Source organism: Vibrio sp. B1ASS3 (assembly GCF_905175355.1).
GTDB classification, from domain to species: Bacteria; Pseudomonadota; Gammaproteobacteria; order Enterobacterales; family Vibrionaceae; genus Vibrio; species Vibrio owensii.
In genome coordinates this window covers 2,070,930-2,096,630 of sequence record NZ_HG992742.1, presented here as the reverse complement: position 1 = coordinate 2,096,630, position 25,701 = coordinate 2,070,930, and the positions used below count along the sequence as shown (strand labels likewise).

Annotated in this window: 26 protein-coding genes and 1 pseudogene; 16 read left to right on the top strand and 11 right to left on the bottom strand. The window is 45.8% G+C overall.

The genetic code is table 11. From position 1 onward, the window contains the following. Positions 1-150 precede the first annotated feature (150 nt). From KJB05_RS09710 to KJB05_RS09690, 5 genes and pseudogenes are all read left to right on the top strand, one after another. Entirely contained in the window at positions 151-567 is a 417-nt protein-coding gene (locus tag KJB05_RS09710) for an NUDIX domain-containing protein (RefSeq protein WP_208444076.1), read from the top strand. Then, positions 564-1,033 (top strand): annotated as a pseudogene (locus KJB05_RS28945) (hypothetical protein). Before KJB05_RS09710 ends, KJB05_RS28945 begins: the two are co-directional and overlap by 4 nt. A gap of 149 nt (positions 1,034-1,182) precedes the next feature. Further along, positions 1,183-1,509, top strand: coding sequence for a YceK/YidQ family lipoprotein (locus KJB05_RS09700; protein WP_208444075.1), 327 nt, complete (start codon positions 1,183-1,185; stop codon positions 1,507-1,509). A gap of 201 nt (positions 1,510-1,710) precedes the next feature. Continuing rightward, positions 1,711-2,091, top strand: coding sequence for a hypothetical protein (locus KJB05_RS09695; RefSeq protein WP_020197396.1), 381 nt, complete (start codon positions 1,711-1,713; stop codon positions 2,089-2,091). Between the two features lie 42 nt (positions 2,092-2,133). Continuing rightward, positions 2,134-2,352 (top strand): hypothetical protein, encoded by a 219-nt coding sequence (locus KJB05_RS09690; RefSeq protein WP_005441533.1) that lies wholly within the window; start codon positions 2,134-2,136, stop codon positions 2,350-2,352. A gap of 6 nt (positions 2,353-2,358) precedes the next feature. Here the strand turns inward: KJB05_RS09690 and KJB05_RS09685 are convergent, their stop codons facing one another. After that, positions 2,359-2,583, bottom strand: coding sequence for a hypothetical protein (locus KJB05_RS09685; protein ID WP_050566735.1), 225 nt, complete (start codon positions 2,581-2,583; stop codon positions 2,359-2,361). After that, positions 2,580-3,398 carry a sterol desaturase family protein gene (locus KJB05_RS09680; protein WP_005441536.1) on the bottom strand — a complete coding sequence of 273 codons (819 nt, stop codon included), beginning with the start codon at positions 3,396-3,398 and terminating at the stop codon, positions 2,580-2,582. Before KJB05_RS09680 ends, KJB05_RS09685 begins: the two co-directional genes overlap by 4 nt. Positions 3,399-3,581: 183 nt before the next feature. Between KJB05_RS09680 and KJB05_RS09675 the strand changes: the two genes are divergently transcribed. From KJB05_RS09675 to KJB05_RS09665, 3 genes are all read left to right on the top strand, one after another. Further along, the gene (locus KJB05_RS09675; protein WP_208444074.1) at positions 3,582-4,331 is read left to right on the top strand and encodes a tRNA-uridine aminocarboxypropyltransferase; all 750 of its coding nucleotides are present in this window, start codon (positions 3,582-3,584) and stop codon (positions 4,329-4,331) included. Positions 4,332-4,504: 173 nt separating this feature from the next. After that, on the top strand, positions 4,505-5,413 hold the full coding sequence (nagK, locus tag KJB05_RS09670; protein ID WP_005445828.1) for an N-acetylglucosamine kinase: 909 nt from the start codon (positions 4,505-4,507) through the stop codon (positions 5,411-5,413). 217 nt (positions 5,414-5,630) lie between these two features. Beyond that, complete coding sequence (locus KJB05_RS09665; protein ID WP_208444073.1) at positions 5,631-6,128, top strand: hypothetical protein; 498 nt, start codon at positions 5,631-5,633, stop codon at positions 6,126-6,128. A 76-nt stretch (positions 6,129-6,204) separates the two neighbouring features. On the opposite strand, the gene KJB05_RS09660 is transcribed toward KJB05_RS09665, so the two are convergent. The 6 genes from KJB05_RS09660 to KJB05_RS09635 all read right to left on the bottom strand — a co-directional run bounded on the left by KJB05_RS09660 (position 6,205) and on the right by KJB05_RS09635 (position 11,172). Next, the gene (locus tag KJB05_RS09660) at positions 6,205-6,471 is read right to left on the bottom strand and encodes a DUF2960 domain-containing protein (protein ID WP_005441547.1); all 267 of its coding nucleotides are present in this window, start codon (positions 6,469-6,471) and stop codon (positions 6,205-6,207) included. A 74-nt stretch (positions 6,472-6,545) separates the two neighbouring features. Beyond that, entirely contained in the window at positions 6,546-8,324 is a 1,779-nt protein-coding gene (locus KJB05_RS09655) for a bifunctional molybdopterin-guanine dinucleotide biosynthesis adaptor protein MobB/molybdopterin molybdotransferase MoeA (protein WP_208444072.1), read from the bottom strand. After that, positions 8,321-8,908: a molybdenum cofactor guanylyltransferase MobA gene (mobA, locus tag KJB05_RS09650; protein WP_042605238.1), complete on the bottom strand. Its 588-nt coding sequence runs from the start codon at positions 8,906-8,908 to the stop codon at positions 8,321-8,323. Before mobA ends, KJB05_RS09655 begins: the two co-directional genes overlap by 4 nt. Continuing rightward, positions 8,886-9,605, bottom strand: a complete 720-nt coding sequence (locus KJB05_RS09645; RefSeq protein ID WP_005441550.1) for an energy-coupling factor ABC transporter ATP-binding protein — start codon at positions 9,603-9,605, stop codon at positions 8,886-8,888. The genes mobA and KJB05_RS09645 overlap by 23 nt, the downstream gene beginning before the upstream one ends. A gap of 43 nt (positions 9,606-9,648) precedes the next feature. Next, positions 9,649-10,347 carry an ABC transporter permease gene (locus KJB05_RS09640; protein ID WP_005427748.1) on the bottom strand — a complete coding sequence of 233 codons (699 nt, stop codon included), beginning with the start codon at positions 10,345-10,347 and terminating at the stop codon, positions 9,649-9,651. 6 nt (positions 10,348-10,353) lie between these two features. Then, positions 10,354-11,172, bottom strand: a complete 819-nt coding sequence (locus KJB05_RS09635; protein WP_005441551.1) for a substrate-binding domain-containing protein — start codon at positions 11,170-11,172, stop codon at positions 10,354-10,356. 343 nt (positions 11,173-11,515) lie between these two features. On the opposite strand from KJB05_RS09635, the gene KJB05_RS09630 reads away from it, so the two are divergent. Then, entirely contained in the window at positions 11,516-12,967 is a 1,452-nt protein-coding gene (locus KJB05_RS09630) for a sigma-54 dependent transcriptional regulator (RefSeq protein WP_039840901.1), read from the top strand. Further along, positions 12,957-14,999 carry a cache domain-containing protein gene (locus tag KJB05_RS09625; protein WP_208444071.1) on the top strand — a complete coding sequence of 681 codons (2,043 nt, stop codon included), beginning with the start codon at positions 12,957-12,959 and terminating at the stop codon, positions 14,997-14,999. Before KJB05_RS09630 ends, KJB05_RS09625 begins: the two co-directional genes overlap by 11 nt. Positions 15,000-15,099: 100 nt before the next feature. On the opposite strand, the gene KJB05_RS09620 is transcribed toward KJB05_RS09625, so the two are convergent. After that, the gene (locus KJB05_RS09620; protein WP_005427576.1) at positions 15,100-15,978 is read right to left on the bottom strand and encodes a mechanosensitive ion channel domain-containing protein; all 879 of its coding nucleotides are present in this window, start codon (positions 15,976-15,978) and stop codon (positions 15,100-15,102) included. Between the two features lie 2 nt (positions 15,979-15,980). Continuing rightward, positions 15,981-18,326, bottom strand: a complete 2,346-nt coding sequence (locus KJB05_RS09615) for an ATP-binding protein (protein ID WP_041055827.1) — start codon at positions 18,324-18,326, stop codon at positions 15,981-15,983. Between the two features lie 400 nt (positions 18,327-18,726). Here KJB05_RS09615 and KJB05_RS09610 point away from each other — a divergent pair, with 400 nt between their 5' ends. Continuing rightward, positions 18,727-20,319, top strand: a complete 1,593-nt coding sequence (locus KJB05_RS09610; protein ID WP_208444070.1) for an ABC-F family ATPase — start codon at positions 18,727-18,729, stop codon at positions 20,317-20,319. Positions 20,320-20,603: 284 nt separating this feature from the next. On the opposite strand, the gene KJB05_RS09605 is transcribed toward KJB05_RS09610, so the two are convergent. Then, entirely contained in the window at positions 20,604-21,428 is an 825-nt protein-coding gene (locus tag KJB05_RS09605; protein ID WP_208444069.1) for a formate dehydrogenase accessory sulfurtransferase FdhD, read from the bottom strand. Positions 21,429-21,743: 315 nt separating this feature from the next. Between KJB05_RS09605 and KJB05_RS09600 the strand changes: the two genes are divergently transcribed. From KJB05_RS09600 to KJB05_RS09580, 5 genes are all read left to right on the top strand, one after another. Next, complete coding sequence (locus KJB05_RS09600) at positions 21,744-22,196, top strand: DUF3305 domain-containing protein (RefSeq protein WP_005441569.1); 453 nt, start codon at positions 21,744-21,746, stop codon at positions 22,194-22,196. Continuing rightward, positions 22,186-22,809, top strand: a complete 624-nt coding sequence (locus KJB05_RS09595) for a DUF3306 domain-containing protein (protein WP_208444068.1) — start codon at positions 22,186-22,188, stop codon at positions 22,807-22,809. Before KJB05_RS09600 ends, KJB05_RS09595 begins: the two co-directional genes overlap by 11 nt. 310 nt (positions 22,810-23,119) lie before the next feature. Then, positions 23,120-24,781, top strand: a complete 1,662-nt coding sequence (locus tag KJB05_RS09590) for a 4Fe-4S dicluster domain-containing protein (RefSeq protein WP_038875053.1) — start codon at positions 23,120-23,122, stop codon at positions 24,779-24,781. Between the two features lie 9 nt (positions 24,782-24,790). Next, positions 24,791-25,423, top strand: coding sequence for a molecular chaperone (locus KJB05_RS09585; protein ID WP_005441574.1), 633 nt, complete (start codon positions 24,791-24,793; stop codon positions 25,421-25,423). A gap of 73 nt (positions 25,424-25,496) precedes the next feature. Beyond that, positions 25,497-25,697: a twin-arginine translocation signal domain-containing protein gene (locus KJB05_RS09580; protein ID WP_005427585.1), complete on the top strand. Its 201-nt coding sequence runs from the start codon at positions 25,497-25,499 to the stop codon at positions 25,695-25,697. Positions 25,698-25,701 lie beyond the last annotated feature (4 nt).

Below are 25,701 nucleotides of genomic sequence, written 5' to 3'. Positions count from 1 at the left end.
TTTGACGCCAAGAGTGAGTGACCCAAATCGCAAATTGATTAACGATACGGGATAAATATGTCATTAGCATTTGTTAATGCTTTGTTGTCAATTTAGGGTTGTTAGAATATCCCGCAACACAAAAATGCCAACAAAATGAGGAATGGTTCTTTGGTCGATAAAGTGTGTCCTCTGGTGTTGCGAAAACAAAACTGTGAGATTCTTCTTTTCAAACATCCTCTTGCGGGCGTTCAGTTGGTGAAAGGCACTGTTGAACTCTTCGATTGCGACTTCTTGAGTGCGGCAAAAAGAGAATTGGCAGAAGAGTCGGGCATCGAACTGGTATATCACACAATCTACTTAGGGGCTTGGGAGAGTGGGTTTCAAGAGCAGCGTTGGCATTTCGTTTTGTGTGAATGTGAAGTGTTGCCGGAACATTGGGTCTTCCACACTCAAGATGATGGTGGGCATGATTTCGAATTCTTTTGGCATGAGGTGACAAAAGATATTTCTTCTTGTGCGCACCCTGTTTTTCAACGTGCGTTAGAGCAGGTTCGTGAGTTTATCCGCCTTGGAGCAATGAAGTGAACGTTGAAATTGGTAATCGCACGAATGCAGAGTTGCTTCAAGAACTCAAAGAACAACGTATTCAATTAAATCCGTTTGCCTTACAGCTGTTTGAAGACCAAATGATACAAACCAAACAACGTGGCCAGATAGTGTCTGTATTGGTAACAACGCCTTCGGAATTGGGGGGGGCGCAACGCTGGCTGAGCTTCTTGCTCATGCTGGCCTGAAAGGGCTAGAGCCTTGTCCGCTCGCCGTCGCACCATACTTGTTACTTCAAGGTATTTCGCTCACAAAAGACGAATACATAACGCTCGCTTCTTCGGCTCTTGAGCAGGAAGAGACCTATCCCAGAGGTTTGTATCTGCGTAAGCGGGATGATGGTGTGTGGCTGAGAGGTTATCGATGTGATGATGCCTTTATCTTTCCGCCTTCGATGAAGTTTGTGTTCATTGATGCGAAGGCTAAAGAGGGGGAACAAGATTGACGTTCGACTATTACTCGTTCCCGACAATTTCACTGGAGAATTGTTGCAGCTTCTAAACCACATCCAAACGTCACATCTCACGTGTATCAGCAGTAAGCAAAGAAATACGTAAATCATTCTCACGAAGGAAGTACAAACAAGGAAAGTTCATGAAAAAACGACTCGTCATATTGGCAGCCATTGTGTTGCAAGGTTGTGCAACGATAGAGACCCTAAACCCAACAAACAATCATGTGAGAATCGCTCATGAGGGGAAGCAGAGCTACTGCAAGGAAATTCCAAGAGTTTATAGTGGAGTGAATTACAACATGTGTTTGTTGAATGGTGAGCCTAGCTATTCAGAAAACACGGGGTCCAAACTGGATGGGGTGCCTTTTTTTGTGTTTGATACTGCTTTTTCAGCGTTGGCTGATACTTTATTCCTACCATACACAATAACGATGCAGGCACAGAAAGGGCCAATAGAGGTTAACTAAGCTTTCAAGCGAACCATCAAACCAAACGCTATGCTTTTATCAGGAGCGAAATGATAAGGAAGAACAGCCATTGTTGTTCTTTCAACCTCTCACGTACGGTTTAAAGGCACTGTCGCTCTCAAAAATGGCGTCGAAATTACAATTATTTAGCTGATTTCTATATGCTTTGCGCATTCATTCAGATAAGGAAAGGAAACGATAATGGATAAATTCGTACTGTTTCTCCTATGCCTTTGCCTGACAGTGGGTGGTGTCATCCACATTTACGACAATATTGTCGATGGCTTTTTGCCTTACGATTTTGCCCCAGGCTGGTTAAACATGTATTGGAGCGCCCTTGGCCTCCTTGATTTACTCGCCGTTTATTTGCTGATTAGGCACCGCCGGACTGGGCTGGTTTTACTGTTATTGATTATGTTGAGCAGCGTAGGCTTTAACTCTTATGCGCACTATGGATTGGGCGTATTGGAGAGCAGTGGACAGCTGCAATGGCAAACGTTGTTGTTAGGGTTTTCTATTGGAGTATCAATTTGGCTGTGGAATTCGCAAAAGCATCGCCACTCACGTCAGATATTCCGGTAAATGTTTTATTCGATATTACGTATTTTTAAACAGGGAAGTGTTATGGATAACTTTAAGGAGCTGGCGAGCTTCGGTGTTTTTGCCGCGCTATCGGGCTTTAGTTTTGGCGCAATCTTTTTTGGCATTGCGTTTGTGTACGCGGCCATCAACAAGCAACAAGATGTGAGCGTGTTCGCCATCTCTTCAATTGTTCTTGGGATTATCGGTTTGTTTGTTGGTGTGACCCAATCAAACAAAAAACGCGATTTGATTAAAGCCTAACGGTTTTTATTCAATCCGAAATACATTGGGATGAGTTGCGGTCGCGTGCTCGTGATACATATCATCTAGGTAGGTCAGTAACTCGTCCTCATCGAGAAAGGGCGGCACTACAAAGTCTCTGATTGGGCGCTTTATCGAAGTTTCTGAATCGATATAAAGCGTCCAAATCCCATCTTTGCATTCAGCAAGCATGATTTTTCCAAACACATTCACTTTCATTGAACTGCTCATGAGGAAGACTTTTCCTTGTAACGAAATGGTTGGGTGATAAGTTTATCCAATCTTTGCTCGTCTTTGTCGCGAATCTCTGGAACACCAATCACAACATCATCATGACCTAACTCCGGTTGAGCTCGGTAAGTGCCAAACAAACGATCCCAGATCGACAAGAAGAAACCAAAGTTTGAATGTGTCTCGCGCACGATGACAGAGTGGTGCACGCGGTGCATGTCTGGCGTCACAACCAATTTACGTAACTTCGAATCCCAAGGTAGTGGCAGCTTTGCATTGCTATGGTTAAACATCGCGCTGGCATTCAATACGATTTCAAATACCACGATGGCAACAGGAGACACGCCCAAAGCGAAAACAGCAGCGATTTTTACAATCATTGAGAGAATGATTTCTATCGGGTGGAATCGTGTTCCGGTTGTGACATCGATATCCAGATCAGCGTGATGCATGCGGTGAAGCTTCCACAGCGGTTTAACGCGATGGAAAATTAAATGCTGTAGATAAATGATGAGATCGAGTAACACAACGGCTATCAGCACATTTAACCAAGTCGGCAAGGCGAGTGCATTGAGTAGACCCCATTGGTTTTCATACGCAATGATGGCAGCTTGGAAAGCGGCAATAGGCATGACAACGGCAATAACGACACTATTTAGCGCGACCAGTGTGAGGTTGTTAAACCAGCGAAATGAACGGTCGACGGTCAACTGCTTTCTCGGTAGCTTGTTCTCCCACAGGGTACACAGCAACAAAACACCAATAAAGATGCTGAGTCGTAGCCAAGAAGGGTCGTTAAATGCTGTTTCGGTCACGCTAATTTCCTTGATTGATTCGCTTATTTGTTAAGACCTTAAGACTCCACCGTATCTTTCACCGAGAAGAAAGGAATGTGAATGTCCGTCCGTTTACGAGCATTTCTTGAGACTCACTGGCGATGCAAGTAGAATCGCGCTCTACTTTATACATGCACTTATTCCAACTGGCACTTTCTATCCATGAGAATCCACGCTTTCCATCGTTTATACCAGCACCGTCAATCTATCTCAACGAAGCCGTTTAACGCTCGTGGCTGTAAAGTGGTTCGCTGTCCATATTGTCAGGTTTCTGAGCAATATTGTTTGTGCGACATTCAGCCGAACATAGAATCCAATATTGCCTGCATGCTGATCGTATCGGAAAACGAAGTGTTCAAGCCGAGTAATACCGGGCGTCTAATTGCTGATACGATTCAAGAGACCTACGTGTATCAATGGAATCGTACTGAGCCTTCTCAAGAGATGCTCGCACTGCTAGAAAACGATGTTTATCAACCTGTGGTTGTCTTCCCAGCAGATTACGTGGATGAGCCTGAGCGTTTATTGGGTGGTTTGAATCCAGAGCGTTTGAAGGCATCCGATGGTTCAGACAAAAAATGGTTACTGATCTTCATTGATGGCAGTTGGCGTGAAGCGCGCAAGATCTTCCGCCGTTCAGAGTTCTTGAAGTCTTTACCTGTGCTTTCTATTGAGCCGGAATCATTGTCTGAATACATCATGCGCCGCTCGGACAATGAGCAGCATCTGTCTACTGCAGAAGTCGCGACGTTAGTGTTCAAACAAGCAGGTGAAGAGCAAGCTTCGGAGTGTCTGCAATTATGGTTTGAAGCCTTCCGTGAAACCTACATGCTGACGAAAACTCGCGTAAAAACCGACTGGTCTCGACCGCATCTGAAACGTTTCAAAGAGTGGGCTAAAATCGAGAGCTAACTCTAAGGAATGAACTTTTGTTGATGGCTTGTTGTTCAAATGGCTTCAATGAGGGGATAAATCTGCATTCGGTCACGGTTTGCAGGCGTACAGATATGGATAATGCTCGGAGTTTATCTTTTTTGACTCCAGCATTTTTTGGGAGTCGTTTGAGCTTTTTAGGAGAGAATTGCATGTATTACGGCTTTGATGTCGGTGGCACTAAAATTGAGTTTGGTGCGTTTAACGAAAAACTTGAGCGTGTAGCAACTGAACGTGTACCAACACCAACAGACAACTACGATTTGCTGGTAGAAACCATTGCAGGTCTGGTTAACAAATACGATGCGGAATTTGGTTGTGAAGGTACGATTGGCCTTGGTCTTCCTGGGATGGAAGACGCTGATGATGCAACTGTACTAACGGTTAACGTACCTGCAGCAAAAGGCAAACCACTTCGTGCAGATCTTGAAGCTAAAATCGGTCGCAGCGTAAAAATTGAAAACGATGCAAACTGTTTCGCGCTTTCTGAAGCATGGGATGAAGACCTTCAAGATGAACCATCTGTACTAGGTTTGATCCTTGGTACGGGTTTTGGCGGCGGCTTTATCTACGAAGGTAAAGTATTCTCTGGCCGTAACCACGTAGCGGGTGAGGTAGGTCATACACGTCTTCCTATTGACGCATGGTTCCACTTAGGCGAAAACGCGCCTCTACTAGGTTGTGGTTGTGAAAAGAAAGGTTGTCTAGATAGTTACCTATCTGGTCGTGGTTTCGAGCTTCTTTACGCGCATTACTACGGCGAAGAGAAGAAAGCGATCGATATCATTAAGTCACACGCAGAAGGCGAAGCAAAAGCGGTTGAGCACGTTGAGCGCTTTATGGAGCTTCTAGCAATCTGCTTTGCGAACCTGTTTACTGCGACTGACCCACACGTTGTTGTTCTAGGCGGCGGCCTATCTAACTTCGAACTGATTTACGAAGAGATGCCAAAACGTATTCCTAAGTACCTGCTTTCTGTCGCGAAATGTCCGAAGATCATCAAAGCAAAACACGGTGATTCAGGCGGCGTGCGTGGTGCTGCGTTCCTAAACATCAAATAGTCGTCTGAGTTTTCGGTAAGCCAAAACACATAAGACCAACATTGAAAGCCTCGTTTTCCTTTAATGTGAAACGAGGCTTTTTTTATTTTTGTCGGACCATACTGCTGCTTGGTATTGCTGAGCTGCCATCTTTACCCAGCTTTACGCTTCGTTTACGTCCCTTGAACTCTCGATTGATAAGCTGTCTGTATTGCTTCCACGAACAGTAGGAATGAAGATGTTCAACTCATCAAAATTACGCTATGGCGTTCTTAGCATCGCCTTAGTTGGTATGGTTTCACCGACATTTGCCAAGCCTCCGGCACCTAAGCCACCAAAGCATGGGAAGAAGGTGGTGGTGGTAAAGCCTGTCTACCGTCCCGTTTATAAAGCGCCAGTTCATCGCGTATACCATTACAAGAAAATTCCGAGAACCGCGACTTACCTAGTGATTGCGGGGATCACTTATGCCGTCGTTGATAATGTCTATTACAAGCGAAGTGGCGATCAGTATATTTACGTGGAGCAACCTCCGGTATCTGTGCAGAGCGAAGTGAATACAGCGAGTACCACCGTCGTAACGAATAAGGGGATGGTGGGTAAGATAGTCGATGTGTTGCCGAATGAAGCAACTACGGTGACCGTTAATGGGACGACTTTCTACGTTCAAGGTAGTGACTGGTATGCGCCAATTGCAGGAACCAATCAGTTTGTGATTGTAGAGCCTCAGCTATAGTGTGTTGCCTTTAGAATGCATGCATAAAAAAACTCGCGACGAATTGCGAGTTTTTGTTTGGTCTGTATAGCTTGGCTTATTTTTTCTTTTTGCCTACGCCCAAGTTTTCTTTTTGAGCTAGAGTGATTTTGCTAAAGCCAAGTTTTCTGAAATGATTATCGCGGTAGTTGCGCACAGCTTTGGTGTCAGATACTGCTTCGATTTGCTGCTCCATCTTTAGGTACTCAGTGATATCGATACCTTCCGCCTCTGCAACCGCCTCTTGAATGTTGCGGTGTTGCTGGTATGAGAACGTCAGTTCTTTGTCTTGGTCTTTGTAAGTGTAAAGAATGGTGCGAGCCATAGCTGTCTCTCTGAAAAATTTTTCTGTTATCAATAAAAAGGTCAGACACGCTGACCTTTGAATTCTGAATCGGCTTAGATTCTGCCTTGAAGTGGGATAATTGTCACGCTTTCTCCCACTTTTACTGTATCAACAGCAGGGGAGATTTCGATCAAACAGTTTGCCTCACTCATTGAGCGCAGAATACCAGAGCCTTGTTTGCCTGTTGTGCGAACGGATAGGCGACCTGTTTCGTCTAGCTCGTAGATACCACGGCTAAACTCGGTACGACCTTGGCGAGAGCGCAGATTTTCTGTCGCAATCGCACTGACTTTAAGTGGCTTCCAACCTTGTTCACCTTGCATCTTACGCAGAGCAGGCTCAACAAAGTTGATGAATGAAACCATCACAGCCACAGGGTTACCCGGCAAACCAAAGAAAGGCTTATCGTTGATTTGACCGAACGCAAGCGGACGACCAGGGCGCATGTTGATACGCCAGAAATCAATTTGCCCCAGCTTATCCAATGCCAGCTTAATGTAATCTGCATCGCCAACGGAAACGCCGCCAGAAGTCATGACTACGTCGGCTTGCGCAGAAGCATTTTCGAGCGCTTCAATCATCAACTGCTCGTTATCTTCTAGGATACCGAAATCCAAAATCTCGCAACCTAGCTTCTCTAACATGCCCATGATAGTGAAACGGTTTGAATCGTAGATTGAATTTGCTTTCTGTACTGTACCAGGCGCTTGAACTTCGTCACCGGTCGAGAACACAGCAACTTTCAACTTGCGGAACACGTTCGCTTCGCCAAAGCCAAGAGAAGCAATCATACCCATCTCAGGAGAGGCTAGGCGAGTACCCGCAGTAAACACATCGCTACCAATTGCTAAGTCTTCACCCGCTTGGCGAACGTTTTGACCAGTTTTGATACTCGCACCATTGAACGTGACAGTATCGCCATCCTGTGTTGCCTGTTCTCGCATAACAACGGTATCACCATTGATAGGTGTTGGGGCGCCCGTCATGATCTTCACGGCTTGACCAACTTTTAGTGGTTGCTCGTAAGCATGACCCGCCATCACTTCAGCAACCACTTGGTAGCTTTCACGCTCGACGTCATCACCGCGAATCGCGTAACCGTCCATCGCTGAGTTGGTGTATTGCGGAACATTCACTGGTGACACCACATGATCTGCAAGCACACGACCATACGCATCTTCAATCTTGCATGCTTCGGTTTCAGCGACCGTGTTCACCAAAGATAGGATTTTTTCTTGTCCTTGAACGACAGAAAGGAAAGCTGGAGAAAGGGTATCGCAGCAAGCGGCTTCTTTCTCTTTACTCTTTGGTGCTTTCGCTTCTTGAACATACTGAATAACGAACTGGGCAATCGCTTCAAGATCGTTGATGTTCATTTGTGGCAATTCAGAATCCAATTCGCCGCTGTCTGAAGCAATCGCGATGATGTTTTCATCGTTTGGATAAAGCCAAGGCTTGCCGACTTCTTCACGGTGCAATTCGATCTTGGGAAAGGCAATGTTTTTGCAGCCTTCCACTAAAACCACGTCTAGTTTGTCTTCATCGAAACGTGTCAGTAGGTAATCAAACTCCGATTCTGACTCTGGTGTTTCTGTCATCAGTGCGAAGCGGTTACGAGAAGAGATCAGCATTTGCGATGCGCCCGCTTTACGTAGGCGATGGCTGTCTTTGCCCGGTTGGTCGACATCGAAGTTATGGTGTGCGTGCTTTAGCATACCGATGCGTAAACCTGCTTCGGTCAACTTTGGTAGCAATGCTTCAAGTAGCGTAGTTTTGCCCGTACCAGAGTAGGCAGCAAAACCAAGAATAGGGATGTTTAGCGTGTGTTTCATGATTCAAGTTGTCCAAATTGCGCCAATTCTTCAGGCGTATTTAAGTTGACGAAACAGTTTGGTGAGTCGCTAAAGTCAACGTAACTGGTGTTGCACTCTTTGTAGAGTAGGATGATCTTACGATCGCCACGTTCTAAAAACGCGGTCAGCTTTGGCAGTACGCGCTTGTGGTAAAGCGTGAAGACAGGCTGCTGGTGGTCGCCATCATGAGCAACCAAAATATCGGTGTCTTCTTCTACTGCATTACAAAAACGCTTAACAAGATCAGTGTTGATTTGAGGGCTGTCGCAAGGGACGAAGCCAACCCAATCGGTTTCTGCATGAACCAAGCCCGCGTGGATACCGCCCATCGGACCTGGAAAATCTTTAAATTGATCGCTGAAGACGAAACCAAACGCACGGTAGGCGTCTTGGTTTCGGTTCGCATTGATTAGAATGCGTGGTGTTTGCGGAGATAAACGTTCGATAACGTGTTCGATGAGTGGCTTCTGATTCAGTTCGATCAGACCTTTGTCTTTTCCACCCATACGGCTGGCTTGACCACCAGCCAAAATGACCCAACTAGTTTGTGTTGGCTGAAGCATATGCGTTCTCTTGGGATGTTTCTTTTGGTATGACATACAAGAGTGGAGACTCTACCAAAGTCTTGTCTTTAATCCACCACTGTTTTTTACATAAATCCGTCAACGCGTTGGCTTGGTGACTGGTCACGACAATACTAGAGCCGCGATCAAGCAGATCTTTTGCCATGATAACCAGACGTTCAATCGACTCTTGGTCGAGAGAGGCGCTTGGTTCGTCCATCAACAAAATCGATGGTTTTAAGATCCAAGCTCGTGCCATTGCTACGCGTTGCTTTTCACCGCCGGACAATACAGAGATGTGTTCGTCGGCTAAGGTTTCTAACCCTACCATGCGTAGCGCACTAATAACTTGAGCTCGCTTATCTTTTGCCGTGTCTTGTTGATATTTAACTCCATAAACGACGTTTTCATACACAGTGCCGTCAAAAAGGTAAGGAGACTGATGGAGATAAATCACGTCAACACGACCATTGCGGCGTGTCCACTTCTTCAACCAAGTATCTTTCGGTGCCACCACTTTACCCGTTGAAGGCTTGAGCAAACCTGCAAGGATCTTGAGTAGGGTGGTTTTACCAACGCCATTGTCACCTTTTAGGTAAATCGCGTCGTTTGGACCAATGGCCAATTCAGGGATGTGGAAAAGCACACGCTCTTTAAAGCGCATGGACAATTGCTCGGCGGTAATTTTTATAGTCATAATTCACCCTTACATTGGGTCGATGGCGAGTCGATTGCTTGCTTCATGTTCTTAGATAGCCTTTGCCTCTCATGCTCGATAAGAGGAAGTTGAGCGCTAACGCTAACGATAGTAATACAATTCCTAATGCAACTCCTTGCGCAAAAGCACCTTTACTACTTTCCATAGCAATGGCAGTCGGAATATTACGGGTTACGCCCATAATGTTGCCACCAACCATCATTGAACAGCCTACCTCTGTGACGATTCGTGAGAATCCCGCAATGATAGCCGCCAATAAAGGAAAACGTGTCTCCCAGATCATAGTAGCAGCGATACGAGGTATTGACGCACCTAACGTAATCGCTGTTTCAACTGCGCGACGGTCACTCGATTGAAGCGCGCCGTGCATCATGGAAACCAGAACCGGAAAACAGACGATCATTTGTCCTAAGATCATGGCTTTTTGAGTAAACAGCATTTGCCAATCACCCAAAGGGCCTGCTCTTGAAAGCATCATGTACAGCAGCAAACCAATCACGACCGTTGGCACCGCCTGTAAGGTGTTCACAATGGACAGCAAGAACCACTTACCACGGAAGTCGGTGTAGGCGAGGACAAAGGACATCAAAATAGACGGCAATACCACCAAAGATATTGCCGTAATAGAAACACTAAAGGAGACCGCAACGATCTCCCATAGGTCTGCATCAAAATTCACCAGTAAGCGCAGGGCTTCTAGTGTTGTATCAGCAAGATTCATATTGCGTTATTTGCTCTCAGCATTCGCAACGAACAATTGTTTACCATTCAGACGGAAGCCATTGATCAGCTCTTGGCCGCGTGGGTTCACCAACCAGTCACTGAAAGCCTTCGCACCTTGGTAGTTGATGGTTGGGTAACGCTCTGGGTTAACCAAAATCACTTGGTACGGGTTAAACAGTTTTTCGTCGCCTTGGAATAGAATCGCAAGATCCAATTTGTTCTGGTAAGCCAACCAAGTGCCACGGTCAGTCATGGTGTAGCCTTGCATTTCTGACGCCATGTTTAGAGTAGGACCCATGCCTTGACCTACGCTACGGTAGCCACCAAAGTTTGGTTCCATCTTAGTTTGCGCCCAGATGCCTAGTTCTTTTTTGTGTGTACCAGAATCATCGCCACGAGAGATGAATGTCGCGTCTTTGTTTGCGATCTCTTTGAATACGTCTAGTACTGACGCATCGTCTTTTACTTGCGCAGGGTCAGCTTTAGGACCAACGATAACGAAATCGTTATACATCAGTTTACGAGGAAGGACGCCGTAGCCGTTCTCAACAAACACACCTTCTGCTTTAGGTGCGTGTGTCATAACCAAATCAACGTCGCCGTTTTCACCCATCTTCAGCGCTTTACCAGTACCAGCAGCGATGATATCCACTTTGTAGCCAGTGTCTTTTTCAAATTGAGGAAGTAGGTAGTCCAGTAAGCCAGAATGGTAAGTACTTGTTGTTGTCGCCAGACGAATGTGTTCGCCATCTTGAGCTGAAAAAGCAGAGTAGCTTACAAGAGTGATTGACGTTGCAGCTAGAGTCAGCGCAATTTTTTTCATTTTAGTTGTTTCCTTTCCAATGATTCTTTGGCTTCTTAAGTCTTGGGTTACTAAAGAAGTCGCCAGAGCGTCAGAGAGCGCTCAAATCACAAGCCACCTTAGGGTGAGGGAGCGAGAAGCGATGGTATTGCATTGATGTCTCCCACATCCTGAGGTCACTTGGACACTCCATATAGCAAACAAGATGCCAACATTTTACAAGCTCAAAATGTTTGATTTATGCGCTAATTCATGGACTTATTTGCATAAAAATTTGCGTTGGTACAAAATGTCGCACTTTTTGTAGGGTATCTCTGTTTAAACTTGGTACACTCTGTCCCATTCCAATCCAACTGGGGTAAATATGTCTACTCAATCCCATATTAGTACAAACCAACAATACAACGCTTTTTCAGTACTGGTCGTTGATGACGAACTCGGTATGCAAGCCATCCTTAAAAAGGCGCTGGGCAAACTGTTTTCTCAAGTCGATACAGCGGGCAGCATTGAAGAAGCGGAAGAGCTACGTAACTCACGCCACTACGATTTGATTCTGTTGGATATCAACTTGCCGGGGCGTTCAGGGATTGAATGGGAAGAGGCGTTTGAAGATGACGACAAACGCGCAGATGTCATCTTTATGACTGGCTACGCGGATTTGGAAATTGCGATTCGAGCACTGCAGCTTGGTGCGTCGGACTTTATCCTCAAGCCGTTTAACCTAGAACAGATGCTGAAAGCGGTCAGTCGTTGCATGGATCGCCGTTTGAACGAGCGCATGCAATATGCGATGAAGCGCGACTATCAGCGTCACAACACCTCAGAGATTATTGGCGGCTCGGAAAAAACTCGCCAGCTCAAACAGCTGATCACTCAGTTTGCGCCGTCTCGTGCGTCTGTATTAGTAGAAGGCGAGTCGGGCACGGGTAAAGAACTGGTAGCGAGAGGCATTCACCAAGCAAGTGGTCGAACAGGTCCATTCGTTCCACTTAACTGTGGCGCGATTGCACCAGAGCTTTTAGAGAGTGAGCTATTCGGTCATACCTCGGGGGCTTTTACTGGCGCTAAGAAATCTCGCGAAGGTCTTTTCCGCGTAGCCAATGGCGGCACACTATTCCTTGATGAAATCGGTGAGATGCCTTTGTCCATGCAAGCGTCACTGCTGCGTGTATTAGAGCAACGTACGATTCGTCCGGTAGGTTCTGAGCGTGAAATCAGCATTGATGTTCGTATTGTCGCGGCGACCAACCGCAATCTGCAAGAAGAGGTCAATAAAGGTAACTTCCGTAGCGACCTTTACTATCGTTTAAACGTATTGAAGATCGAAGTTACCCCTCTGCGTGAGCGCAAAACTGACTTGTTTGAACTGGTTCCATACTTCAGCAACATGCTGACCAGTGAACTTGGCATGCAAGCACCGAAGTGGGCGCATGAAGACATGGAAGCGATGAGCGAGTACGAGTGGCCAGGTAACATTCGCGAACTTAAAAACCTTATCGAGCGTTGTATTTTGTTAGGTAAACCGCCTGCGCATCACTGGCGCGAACTCAATGGCGGTCATGCTTTACCTAACGTCTCCATTACTGTGTCACACAGTGAAGAATTGCCAACCTTCAAAGAGGGCAAAGAGTTCTCTGGTGAAGGCTATCCAAACACTTGGACACTAAAAGAAGTGGAAAAAGCGCATATCCAACAATTGGTTAATTTGCACGAAGGCAACAAGTCGGCGGCGGCTCGAGATTTAGGAGTGGCACGAAAAACGCTAGAGCGCAAATACAAAGAGTGGGATTCTGAGGACGAGGATTATGCCGAGTAGTAGTTGGCAGCAACACAAAGGATTGTCTAAATGGACGTACCGATTCAAAACCATGGTGCGCTATCGACTGTTGATTTTGACATCTGCGCCAATCTTCTTAACGCTGATAGCCCTTATTGGCATTACGATCTATTGGTCGATTCACTATACGTGGCAAAACGCATTGTTAGACGTGTCGGAGCGTTTGGGTATCGCCAATAACAGCATTACGCTGCTGCAACAAAAGCAGGCGAACTACGTCAAATCGTTCGCGGACTCTTATGACTTCCGTACCCGAGTGAATCAAAATGTCCCACAAGCAGAGTTGCAAAAGTGGGTGACGGCGCAGAAAAAACGCTACGGTTTGGACTTTTTGTCCTTCCAACGTGTTAATTCGATGGAAAACAAATTCCGCTTTATGGATTTAACCAAGCGCGAATCTTTCTTCGATGTTCTCGACAGAAAAGAACTGGAAAAGCTAGACCCCGAACTCGCCAAACGTGCTGAAGTACCGATTCTAAAGAATGGTGGAGTGGAAGCTCGCGGCTTGGTGAGTCGAACCGTGATCCCGGTTTACAGCCAGCAAAATGACTTAATTGGCTTTTTAGATGGCGGTCTGCTGCTTAACAACAGCACGGTATTGGTCGATCAAATTCGTGATCTTATCTATCTGAGTGATAACGACACCCTCCGTCCAGTCGGGACTCTGACGGTATTTTTGGATGATCTTCGTGTCAGTACCAACGTTCCGTTAGACAGTGACCAACGTTTGGGGCGCGCTATCGGTACGCGGGTAAGTTCTGAGGTGTACAACAAGGTATTGGCGGAAGGCGAGCAATGGGTCGACCGCGCGTTTGTTTACGATGCTTGGTACATCACCGCTTATCAACCAATCAAAGACCAGTACGATAACGTCATTGGTATGCTCTACACCGGTTACTTGATGTGGCCATTCGTCAAAGCGTATATGACCAATATCGTTGAGATCAGCTTGATCACCTTAATGTTGCTCTTAGTTTCTGGCGTGATGGTGTATCGCGGTTCTCGCGATCTATTCCGTCCAATCGAGCGCATCTACAAGGTCGTGAAGCTTGTCCAGTTGGGCAAAGAAAAGCGCATTGGTCCATTAGGGCTGGATGAACACCATGAGCTGGCTCAGTTAGCGCGCCAGTTCGACAACATGCTTGATGCTTTGGAAGATCGTAAAGTCGAGCTTAAGAACTCTGCCATGCAGCTGGAAGGTAAAGTTCAACAACGTACGGCGAGTTTGAAAGACAAAACTGAAGAGCTTGAACTTCATATTCAATTGCTTAACCAAACCCGTGACAAACTGGTGGTCAACGAAAAGCTTGCTGCACTGGGTGAGTTAACTGCGGGGATTGCCCATGAGATTAACAACCCAACCGCAGTGATTCTGGGTAACGTTGAATTGATTCAGTTTGAGCTCGGTGAAGAAGCGAGCCGAGTTCAGGAAGAGATTGATGCGATTCACGCTCAGATTGACCGTATTCGCAATATCACGCGCAGCTTGCTGCAATACAGCCGTCAGGGTGGTGTACAAGACGAAATTACGTGGCAACACGTGAATCCAATCATCGATGAGAGTATTACGCTGGTTAAAACTGGCACTAAAAAGCGCGACATCGAGTTTGTCACCGATTTACAAGCTCATACTTCGGTCGAGATCAATCGCCACCACTTATTGCAGATTCTGGTGAACTTGCAAATGAATGGCATTCACGCGATGGACGGCAAAGGCAAGCTAACTGTCGTGAGTGAAGATTGGATTGAAGACGGCGAACTAAAAGGTGCAGCGATTCATGTCACTGACGAAGGTTGTGGTATTAAGCCAGAAAACTTAAGTCGTATATTCTCGCCGTTCTATACCACTAAGCGCGATGGTACAGGTCTAGGGCTTTCTGTTTCGCAAAGTATTCTTAGTCAAACAGGCGGCGAGCTAAAAGCTGAATCGGAATGGGGCAAAGGCAGTACGTTCAGTATCTACCTGCCAAAGAAAGCCGAGTTACTTCTTGAGGTCACGAATATCGCTTAATCGGCGATTCCAATCTGGCAACGCGTAAAGAAAAGGGTCAGTGTAATCACTGACCCTTTTTGTATTTGCTTCTTTTTAGCCGCTACAGGAGTGCATCGATTTAACCCGTATGCACTGCAATCTTTGGTGGATTGATGCCATGCTTCTTGAACTCTTTCATCACTCGCAGAGTAATGTCGGTTTCAAATAGCTTCTCGTACGCGGTATCTACCACATAAGCTTTACACGTTAACTGAATTGCCAAGTAGTTATCCGTAATGGTCTGCTTGACGAGAACCGTTACTGGCTTAGGTAGGTGGATATAACGACTTGAAGACGCCGCTTCCTGAATCAAGTCACGCGCTAACGTAATGTCTTCATTCATGCCGACATAAAACGGGATCACCACCTGCATATCCAGCGCACCATAGTTACCGCTGACGACCACTTCACTTAAAAACTTGTTGTTTGGAATTGTAATGATGTCGTCGGTTAGGGTACGCATACGCACAGAGCGCAAACCAATCGCAATAATATCGCCGTAGTTACCTTCGAACGTGACGCGGTCACCGACTTGGAACGGGCGATCCACCATAACCGTCATGCCCGCGATGAAGGATGCGGCTAGGTCTTTCAATGCGAAACCAACCGAAACCGCTAACGTACCACCAATCAAAGCAAGGATTTGATCGTTAATACGGAAGCTCATCATAAACACGACAGAGCCAGCGGTTAAGTAGATAAAGAACTGCAAGAAAGATTGAAGCTTCTGTAGCACCATTCGGTATTGCACGAACTGGCTACCAATACTTTCTACCATTGAGTTCATGAACTTAAGCAATAGCCAAGTCGATGCAATAACAATGATGGAGAAGAACACGCCGCTCCAACGAATTAGGCTGGCAATTTGCGAGATATTATCCACACTCGCGATCTCTTCAGTCGCCAATGCAGAGGTGCTTAATAGCGATAACGCTAATACGGTGAGTAGTTTTTTCATCGTTATTTCACCAATAAATGTTGACGGTCGAGAACGTTGGTAATGTGACGGAACCAGTGATCCGACACGCGAGCTTTGTCTTCGCTCCACTCAATAAAGCCGCGGCTTTGGAAGTAGCGCAGAGTACCAATCACTTCCGCAATACTCAGCTGAGTACACTCAGAAAGCTCTTCCGGCGATGCCACCTCAAGCTGAACAATTGAGCGCAGCACGGCCAGCATTGGCTTCGGCATTTTCTCTAGCTCTTGCGACTCCGGTGCGTGGAATAATCGAACCACCACTTGCTGCGTCTCTTTATCCTGACGTAGAGACAAGCGGAAAAAGCGCAAGCCAACTGTCGGGTTACCATCAGAGTAATGCCACAGAATACGGTAGAAACCTTGTTTAGCACGTTCTTCTTCGGTGATGTCTTCTTGGTCCCATTGTTTAGGTACGACAAGACCATCAAACGTTACTGGGTTCTCAATCTCTTGGTTAATACGCGTGTCAAACAGCGCAGAGAGTTGTTTCTCACTCCAACGCGGCATAAACGCGACCCAGTCAAACAACAAACGTTCGCCACGAGCGCGGTCGACAAAACGCCAACTTGCTTTCTCAATCGCCATGACAACGCGGTGGTTCTTCTTCGAGCGACGAAGTAGGTTAGTTAGCTTAATCAAACCGCTTAAACCGCCTACCATTGGCTTAACCAAGCGCTGGGCGTTATCAACTGCGATAAGGTAAGGCGTATCACTTTTACGAAGATGCGCAAGAACCTGAATCTCAGACGCGTCTTCTTCCAACCCAAGTTGTAAAGCCAGTTCTTTTAGTAGCTCACTGTAACCTGCGTATGGGCAGTTCAAATAAAGTGGCTCGGCGTTCTTCACTTTGTTCAGGATAGTGCGAAGGAAGGTCGTTGTACCAACGCCACGCTCACCAGAAATCACGCACACAGCAGGGCTATCTGTCAGTAGGTATTTAGACAGTTGTTTGATTTCGTCAGAGGCATACTCGACCAACTCGCTGTCTTCGCTACCAGGGAGAATATACTCGAATGTTTGCTCGCCTTTGATTCTTACTAGATTGGTATCACCACCGTTATTACCCGTTTGTTTGGCTACTTCGATACGGAACAAGTACGCCAACGCTTGGCTGAACATGGTATAGTTAGACAACATTGCGACAATGCGGTGTTTAAAGCTGTGCAGCATAATCCACACAGCACAAATAGCCGTACCGATGATGCTTAACAACAAGGTATCTTTACGACGGATTGACCAGTTTACCCAAACAGGACGATCAGAGAGCTTCTCCGCGACTTCAAATACCTTCTTACGCCATAGGCGCAATACCGACAGTGTCACCAATACAAACCAGAAGAACAGCGCGCTGTAGATCCACGAGTAGATGGTGCCTTTACCCAGCGTACGAATCGAGATTTGCAGAATGACGCCAGCAACAATGGCGCTCCAAACGTAACGACGAATGGTTGAAAGACGTAGGGCAATCACCTCTTGGCTAGTGCTGCGGCTGTTGCGATAAGTGAATTCCAGAATAAAGCTAATCGCGATAGAACCACCTAGAACCCACCAAGTGAAGATTTCTAGAATGATCAAATGCTGCAAGCTTGGGATTTCTGATAGCACTCGAAGCGAGAGCGTAATCGCAATCAACCAAGCAATTGCTCTGTGCGCGCGGCTGATATACCAAATCAAACGAACCCAGATTGGCGGTTTAGCGACGTTATCTAGCTGCGTTTCGCGGAATAGGGTAATGATGCGCTTGCTATTCGTTAGCCACCACACCAAACCGAAGTAGATAAACAACACTTTGATGCCAGCCCAAACGACCGGAATCGGTGAAATCAGAATTTCTTTAATCAGAGATTGGAAAGAACGAATCTGGAAGAACACCAAGTATTCAACGTTAAGCTGAGTTTGACGCCACTCTTGCTTAAACTGCGTGACACCATAAGGACCAAAACCGGTCAACTTGTCATGCGTTATAGGATCGGTCAGCTCTAATAAACGTTCTTTGCTTTGACCTAAGCTGTTGACCGTCAGGTAACTGGATTGCGTCTCAAACCATTCTTTGTCTTCACCAGACTCACGGAATGTCTTTAAGTGTTGATCAAAGATAAGGGTTTGTTTGCGCTGCTCACTCATTACTGCATTGAGCAGTTGGTTGACCTTACGTTTGTCTTGGTCAGACATAAACAAAGGCTCTGGCAGCTTGTTGATCTCCTGAGTGATCTCTTGCGCCACAGGGAGGATTTGAGGCTCAGGTTGGAATTCGTACTCCCACTCAGCGTGAGCAGGTAAAGAAAGCACGAGACCGACTAGCATTAAAATGCGCGCCATGAAATGCATAAAATTCTCTTAAAACTTATAAGGTTAGAGTTAGTGTAGTTGCTTTATCGCGATATGCGAGTTTTACCCAATGACCATGCGTGATGTTGCGATTTCCTTTGAGAAACGAATGCTTAATAAAGGAATAACGTACGGAATTGATAAAAGGGGACGCACTATAAACCCAATTTCATGGGGTATGTCAATGGTTAGTCATGACGGATTTGTGTCTCAGTTTTGAGTCGGTTAGAGTTAGAAACCTTAAAAATGGCGAGGTTTATGTTAGCCAAATCTCAAAATTCAGCCCGCGAAAGAATGCTTTTTCTCATTAATTAATAAAAACAAAACTTGAAGTGTGTAGCCTTAAGCAGTAACGTTGCGCGGTTTTTCCCAATAAACTTGAATTGCTAAGGTAAAGGTTTTGATTTCCACAGCGAATATTACTCAACAATTTGGCGCTAAGCCGCTATTTGAAAACATCTCAGTTAAGTTCGGCGAAGGTAACCGCTACGGCTTAATCGGGGCTAACGGTTGTGGTAAATCAACCTTTATGAAAATCCTGAGCGGTGAGCTTGAACAAACAAGCGGTAACGTAAGCTACGATCCAAACGAGCGCGTTGCAAAACTGAACCAGGACCAGTTCGCGTACGAAGAATTCACTGTAATCGATACAGTAATCATGGGTCATAAAGAGCTATGGGAAGTGAAGCAAGAGCGTGACCGCATCTACTCACTTGCTGAAATGAGCGAAGAAGACGGCATGAAAGTGGCTGATTTAGAAGTTCAGTTCGCGGAAATGGACGGTTACATGGCAGAAGCAAAAGCGGGTGAGCTTCTTCTTGCTGTAGGTATTCCAATGGAGCAACACTTCGGTCTAATGAGTGAAGTTGCACCGGGTTGGAAACTTCGTGTGCTTCTAGCGCAGGTTCTATTCGCAGACCCAGACGTAATGCTTCTTGACGAACCTACCAACAACTTGGATATGGACACTATCCGTTGGTTGGAAGACACGCTAAACGCGCGTAACTGCACAATGATCATCATCTCGCACGACCGTCACTTCCTAAACTCAGTATGTACGCACATGGCTGACTTGGATTACGGTGAGCTACGTGTTTACCCAGGCAACTACGATGAGTACATGACAGCGGCTTCTCAAGCTCGTGAGCGTCTATTGAACGACAACGCGAAGAAGAAAGCACAAATCGCTGAGCTACAAACGTTCGTTGCACGTTTCTCTGCAAACGCATCGAAAGCAAAACAAGCAACTTCACGTGCGAAGCAAATCGACAAGATCAAACTAGACGAAGTAAAAGCGTCCAGCCGTCAAACCCCGTTCATTCGTTTTGAACAGTCTAAAGAGTTATTCCGTAACGCTCTGATTGTTGAAAACCTAAGCCAAGGTTTTGAAGACGACCTGTTTGCTAACTTTAATGCAATTTTTGAAGTGGGTGAGCGCGTTGCAATCATCGGTGAGAACGGTGTGGGTAAAACAACCCTACTAAACACACTTGCTGGTGTACTAGAACCACGTACTGGTGAGTTCAAATGGTCTGAAAACGCGAACATCGGTTACTACGCGCAAGACCACGCCCACGATTTTGCTGAAGACATGAACCTGACAGATTGGATGGGTCAGTGGCGTCAAGAAGGCGATGACGAGCAAGTCGTTCGCAGCTTCCTAGGTCGTATGTTGTTTGGCCAAGACGACATTAAGAAGTCAGTAAAAGTGCTGTCTGGTGGTGAGCAAGGTCGTATGCTGCTTGGTAAGCTAATGATGCACAAACCAAACATGCTGCTGATGGACGAACCAACCAACCACATGGACATGGAATCGATCGAATCATTGAACACGGCACTAGAGCAGTACAAAGGCACATTGTTCTTCGTATCGCACGACCGTGTATTCGTAGACTCGCTAGCAACACGTATCATCGAAATCCGCGATGGTAAAATCACAGACTTTAAAGGCACTTACTCTGAGTTCCTAAAATCTCGTGGTATCGAAGGTTAATCCTTCTTCCGAATAAAGAAAAAGACCTCATCGCGAGGTCTTTTTTTATGTCTATTCTTTGTGAGCGATAATTCTTTGCTAGCGCTAGGTTGTGGCGTTCAATCCTTAAATTGCCTCATTAGATAAGCATAAATCCCAACGAGCCCGAAGGTAATGATCATCGAAACGATGATGCCGCTTGGGGTGAGTAGATAATTCCACAGCTGATCGTTGTTCATAGTTCACATCCTTTGTGAATCCACATGATAGTTTAAGTCTAACTCATCTGACGACTTAGTGAGAGGTTATTGATTGCCTTTCACGTCAAAATCCATCTTCTCTGCACCAGTAAAGACTTGGAAGCGTAAGCCTTTCGCACGAGCGATGGTGGTGATGCCAAACTTTTTCGCCAGATCCAAACCCATTTGAGTTACGCCTGAACGAGAAAGCAAAACAGGGATACCCATCTGCGCCACTTTAATCACCATCTCTGATGTAAGGCGACCAGTTGTGTAGAAAATTTTATCTTCACCGGTTTCTTGGTTAAGCCACATTTCACCCGCTAGCGTATCAACTGCGTTGTGACGACCAACATCTTCCACAAAAGACAGCACTTCGTTGCCTTTACACACTGCACAGCCATGCACAGCGCCCGCTTTTTTGTAGGTATCGTTGTAATGCGTCAACGCTTCAAGCGCCGCGTAGATTTCAGATTGCTTCAAAGGCACTTGTGGCACTTGGTAATCTTCAAGCTGCTTCATCACGTTGCCGTACATAGTGCCTTGACCACAGCCAGACGTCACCGTCTTCTTCTTCAGCGCGCCTTCTAAGTGCTCAGTATTTTCTTTGGTGATAACCGCAGCTGAGTGTGTTTCCCAGTCAATAATGACCGATTCAATCGCTTCAGGATCAGACAAGAAGCTCTGGTTCTTTAAATAACCCAACACAAGCGCTTCAGGGCGAGAGCCAAGTGTCATTAGCGTAACGACTTCCTTCCAGTTCAACATCACCGTAAGAGGGCGTTCACAGGCGATTTGCTTAGTCAGCTTCTCACCGTATTCGTCAAACACTTCTACTTCGATGGTCTGTAGGGGATTTTCACTGGTTTTAATAATGTTTGGTTTTACCACAGTCATGTCCTAATGAATGAGAGAGCCGATACACGCTCTCATTAATGGGTCTATTCGTCTTAACTCTGCTTACAAAGCAATTCTCATTCCAAAATAGCCGTTATGCGAGAAATTGCGAGGCTTTAGGTCAATTCAATGCAAAAACCGCGATATCGCAGTAATGACACAGATATCGGTTTGCGTATCGACTAGTTTTGATCTTGAGGAGAGTTTGATTTGGCGCGTTTATTGCTTTGTACCGCTAAAATGGTTGAAAGCAAAGTACAAAATGTCCTTTTCTGTCTTAAAGCCAACATAGAACAAATGGGGTGAGTTATGTCGGATAAGAAACAGTTCGAGAAAAATGAAGATTCATGGCCGGTAGGTGTGGATCTTGTAGAGCATGAGATCAGTACCGGTATTTGGGTTACGACCCAATGGCAACTGACGGGATTTGAAATTAACCCAACCGAAGACACTCAACACGTGTGCTTGCTGCAATTGCACAAAGACGAGCGCACCGATTACCGCTTTAACCTGAGCTCGCAACAGCCAAAGCTTTTCTTGGTTATGGACAATGTCGACTCTGGTGATACACCGACGATTCAGTTGCTTACGGCGTCTCAAACTGTCGCTGCGCAATATATGGATGGCGATAACCTAGTATTATCTAATGATATGCCGTTAGCCATTCAAGCTTGGATGGAAGCCTTTATTGGGCGCCACGGTGAGTTGTTAGAAGTAAGACGTAAGAAACGCAAAGGAGCGGGCAGAGCAAATGGCAACTAGTTTTTTTAGCCGTTGGTCGAAACGTAAATTAGAAGAAACCACTACCGAGCCTACAGACGCTAAGGCCGTGGAGTCTGTTGAATCTACTGAACCAGAAACCGCACAAGCTCATGAAGAATTAAGCACTGAAGCGCAAGCATTGGCTACTGAGGCTTCTGCGACAGAGACTGAATCTCAAGAAGCATCAAGCGAAGCCACTGATCCTGAAGAGATGTCCGTAGCGCAGTTATTGGTTTCTGAGGCTTCAGAGAGCGTTAAGAAAGCTGCACTGCGTAAGATGTTCTTATCAGAAGAGTTTAACGTTCGCGATGGTTTGGATGATTACGACGATGACTACAGTAACCTCAAGTCGCTTTCTGAAGGGGTGGCTGAAACACTTCGTGATTGGGTGAAAGAGAAAACGGAAGAAGAACCAGCAGAAGAAACCACGCAACCAACTGAATCTCATGAAGAAAGTGATATTGAATCGGATGATGTAGAACTTGCTGAAGGTGCCGAAATTCCCGAAGAACAAAAAGTACTGGATATAAATACAGCATCTAATGAAAGCGATGTTCTAGAGACAGAACTAGCCCCTGAAGAGGTGGGACAAAATATACCACACAAAGAATAGGTACATTTTGACTAAACGCTCAATGAACCGACTGAGACAAAATGTCCCAGTCGGTTTTTTTATCCCTACAATTTCTAAGATAAATAGCTAACCTATTGAAAATTCGCTGATATTTAATTGGCACGACATTTGCTATCTGTTGCTCATTACCATTCTTGTTGAAGTTAGACCATTTGCCTAACAGGCAGTGATAACCCGGGTGGGACTACCTAAAAGGGGTAGTTACTGACGAGTTAATCAGCAGAATCGCCTGCGCTAACTACAATGAAAGATGGAAGAAACTATCCATGCGTATAAATGGAACTGAGCAATGTTGAAACAACTATTAGAACAAGCAACTTCCAATAACGGTAAAGCGCGTCTGTATGCGTTTGAGAATACCGTAGAGTTGACCAATCTTATTCCACCAACGGTGAGCTACGAGAGTGGCGGTAATACACTGATTGTTGGACCGACCGCCATCATTGAGAGTGCAGCCGCGCAGCTATCTCAAATGAACAGCCTGACACTTCTTTCTACAGACGGAGAGAAAGGCACCAATCCAGAACTGTACTTTGCAAACTCAGTTCAGGTTTCTGGTTTCCTAGGCACGTTTGAAGTGCTTATCGAAAATAACGGTCTAACAAGCAACCTAGCAAAAGTCGCTATTAATAGTGATTGTTTCGATGTTGTTCTCGATCTTTGTCTAAACAGTTGCATGTCAGAAGAGGTTCCGGTTCCGGGTTACTACCCAGTAGGACGCGGCTATCCAAAACTGGCAGAAGCGTTAGAAGAAATCCCAACATTAATGGGTACGTTTGATAAGCCAAAATTCTTCCGTCTGGACACTGACCTATGTGCGCACAGTTCTCGTGGCGTAAAAGGTTGTGAGCGTTGTGTGGATGCTTGTCCTGCTGGTGCACTATCAAGTGAAGGCAGCGATAAAACCGGTCATCGCATCGAGATTAACCCATACCTATGTCAGGGCGTGGGTACTTGTGCAACGGCTTGCCCGACAGAAGCGATTCACTACGCGCTACCTAATCCTGAAGATACGCAAAAATTCATTGAACGCACGCTAGCGAACTACGAGCAAGCGGGCGGCCTAGATCCTATCGTTCTTATCTGTAGCTCTCGTCACGAGACTTACAACGTGATGGCACTGAAAGCGCTACCAGATAACGTGATTCCAATCGTGGTTGAAGAGCTGCCTTCTATCGGTATCGATACATGGTTTGCAGCTCTAGTTAATGGCGCGACGCAAGTGCTATTTGCAGCTTCTCGTTTTATGCCTGCAACCATCATTCGTGTTCTAAATAACGAAGTAGGTATCGCGCAAGAGCTATTGGATCAACTTGGCATCGCAAAAGAGACCATCGATATCCTGTACTTGGAATCGCTTCGTGAAGGTCCTCCAACACTATGTACAGATTCATTCGATCTTGCCCTTGGCGACCTTCAAGGTAACAAGCGTCAACGTTTGTTTACTGCGCTTGATGCAATGTCTTCTTCTCGTATTCCGGTTGAGAACATTGTTGAACTGCCTGCGAACGCGCCTTACGGCAATGTTTCTTGTGAAAGCAAAGATTGTACGTTGTGTATGAGCTGTGTGGCGGTTTGTCCGACGCGTGCACTTCATACCGATGGTGAATCTCCATCACTTAAATTCGTTGAACAAGATTGTATTCAATGTGGTTTGTGTGAAAAGGCATGTCCAGAGAAAGTTCTGACTCTAACGCCACGCATGAACTGGGTGAAAGAAGAGCGCCAAAAAGCGGTTGTGATTCACGAAGAGAAAGCTGCGGAATGTATTCGCTGTCATAAGCCATTCGCACCTCAGTCTATGATCGACATGCTACAAAATAAGTTACGCGGTCACTCTCATTTCTCTGATGAAGCGGCGATCAATCGTATCGCGATGTGTGAAGACTGCCGTGTGATCGACATGTTTGAGTCGATGGCAGAAGACCCAATGAAACAACTGAAATACTAGGAGCTCGCAGTGGATACACAACGAGAACAAGAACAAACACTGAGAACAGAGATCTACTTGGTTTTGTCAGCGCTTTTCCGTAGCGCACCAAGTGAAGAGATGATCGAGTTCCTGACTTCTCTAGAAGTTGAACCATCAGAAAGCGCAATGCAAAAAGCGTGGATTGCGCTTCAGCAAGCGGCGAAAGATTCCAACCGCGAAGCGCTCGAAGATGAATACCAAGATCTTTTCATTGGTATCGGTCGTGGTGAAGTGATGCCATTTGGCTCATGGCACATGACAGGCGCAATGATGGAAAAACCACTGGCTGAAATTCGTCACGATTTGGAACTGCTTGGTTTCGAGCGTGATGAGAATGTGAAAGAGCCGGAAGACCACATCGCAGCACTTTGTGAAGTGATGTCGATGCTAACGGGTGAAGAAGAAGATCTTCAACAAGCGGTGTTTAACAAACACATCGCACCTTGGTTCAACTCTTTCACTCAGCAACTAGAAAACGCAGAGAGCGCGAACTTTTATAAGCCAGCAGCTCAACTGTGTGAGGCGTTCTTAACACTGGAACAAGTGCGCTTTAGCGTGAACACCAAAAGCAGTAAGCACAAATTAAAAATTGATGTGAAAAACGTCACTGATTACGAGTAATCGAGCAGTACTTGGTCATATCGATAGAGGGGCAATAGCCTCCAAAGATCTACCGTAAGGTAAGGAAGCAATGATGAAAGATAATAAAGAAATAAACACAAGCCGTAGGGATCTCCTGAAAGGCTTAACGACTGCAGCCGTAGCTGGTGCGGTTGTCGCTGGAACAACAAAAGTGGCAAGCGCTTCAGAAACGGTTGAGCCTTCTGAAAAAGACGTGAAGAAGAAAGGGTATCGTGAAACTCAACACATTCGCGATTACTACGACACACTTTAGGAGA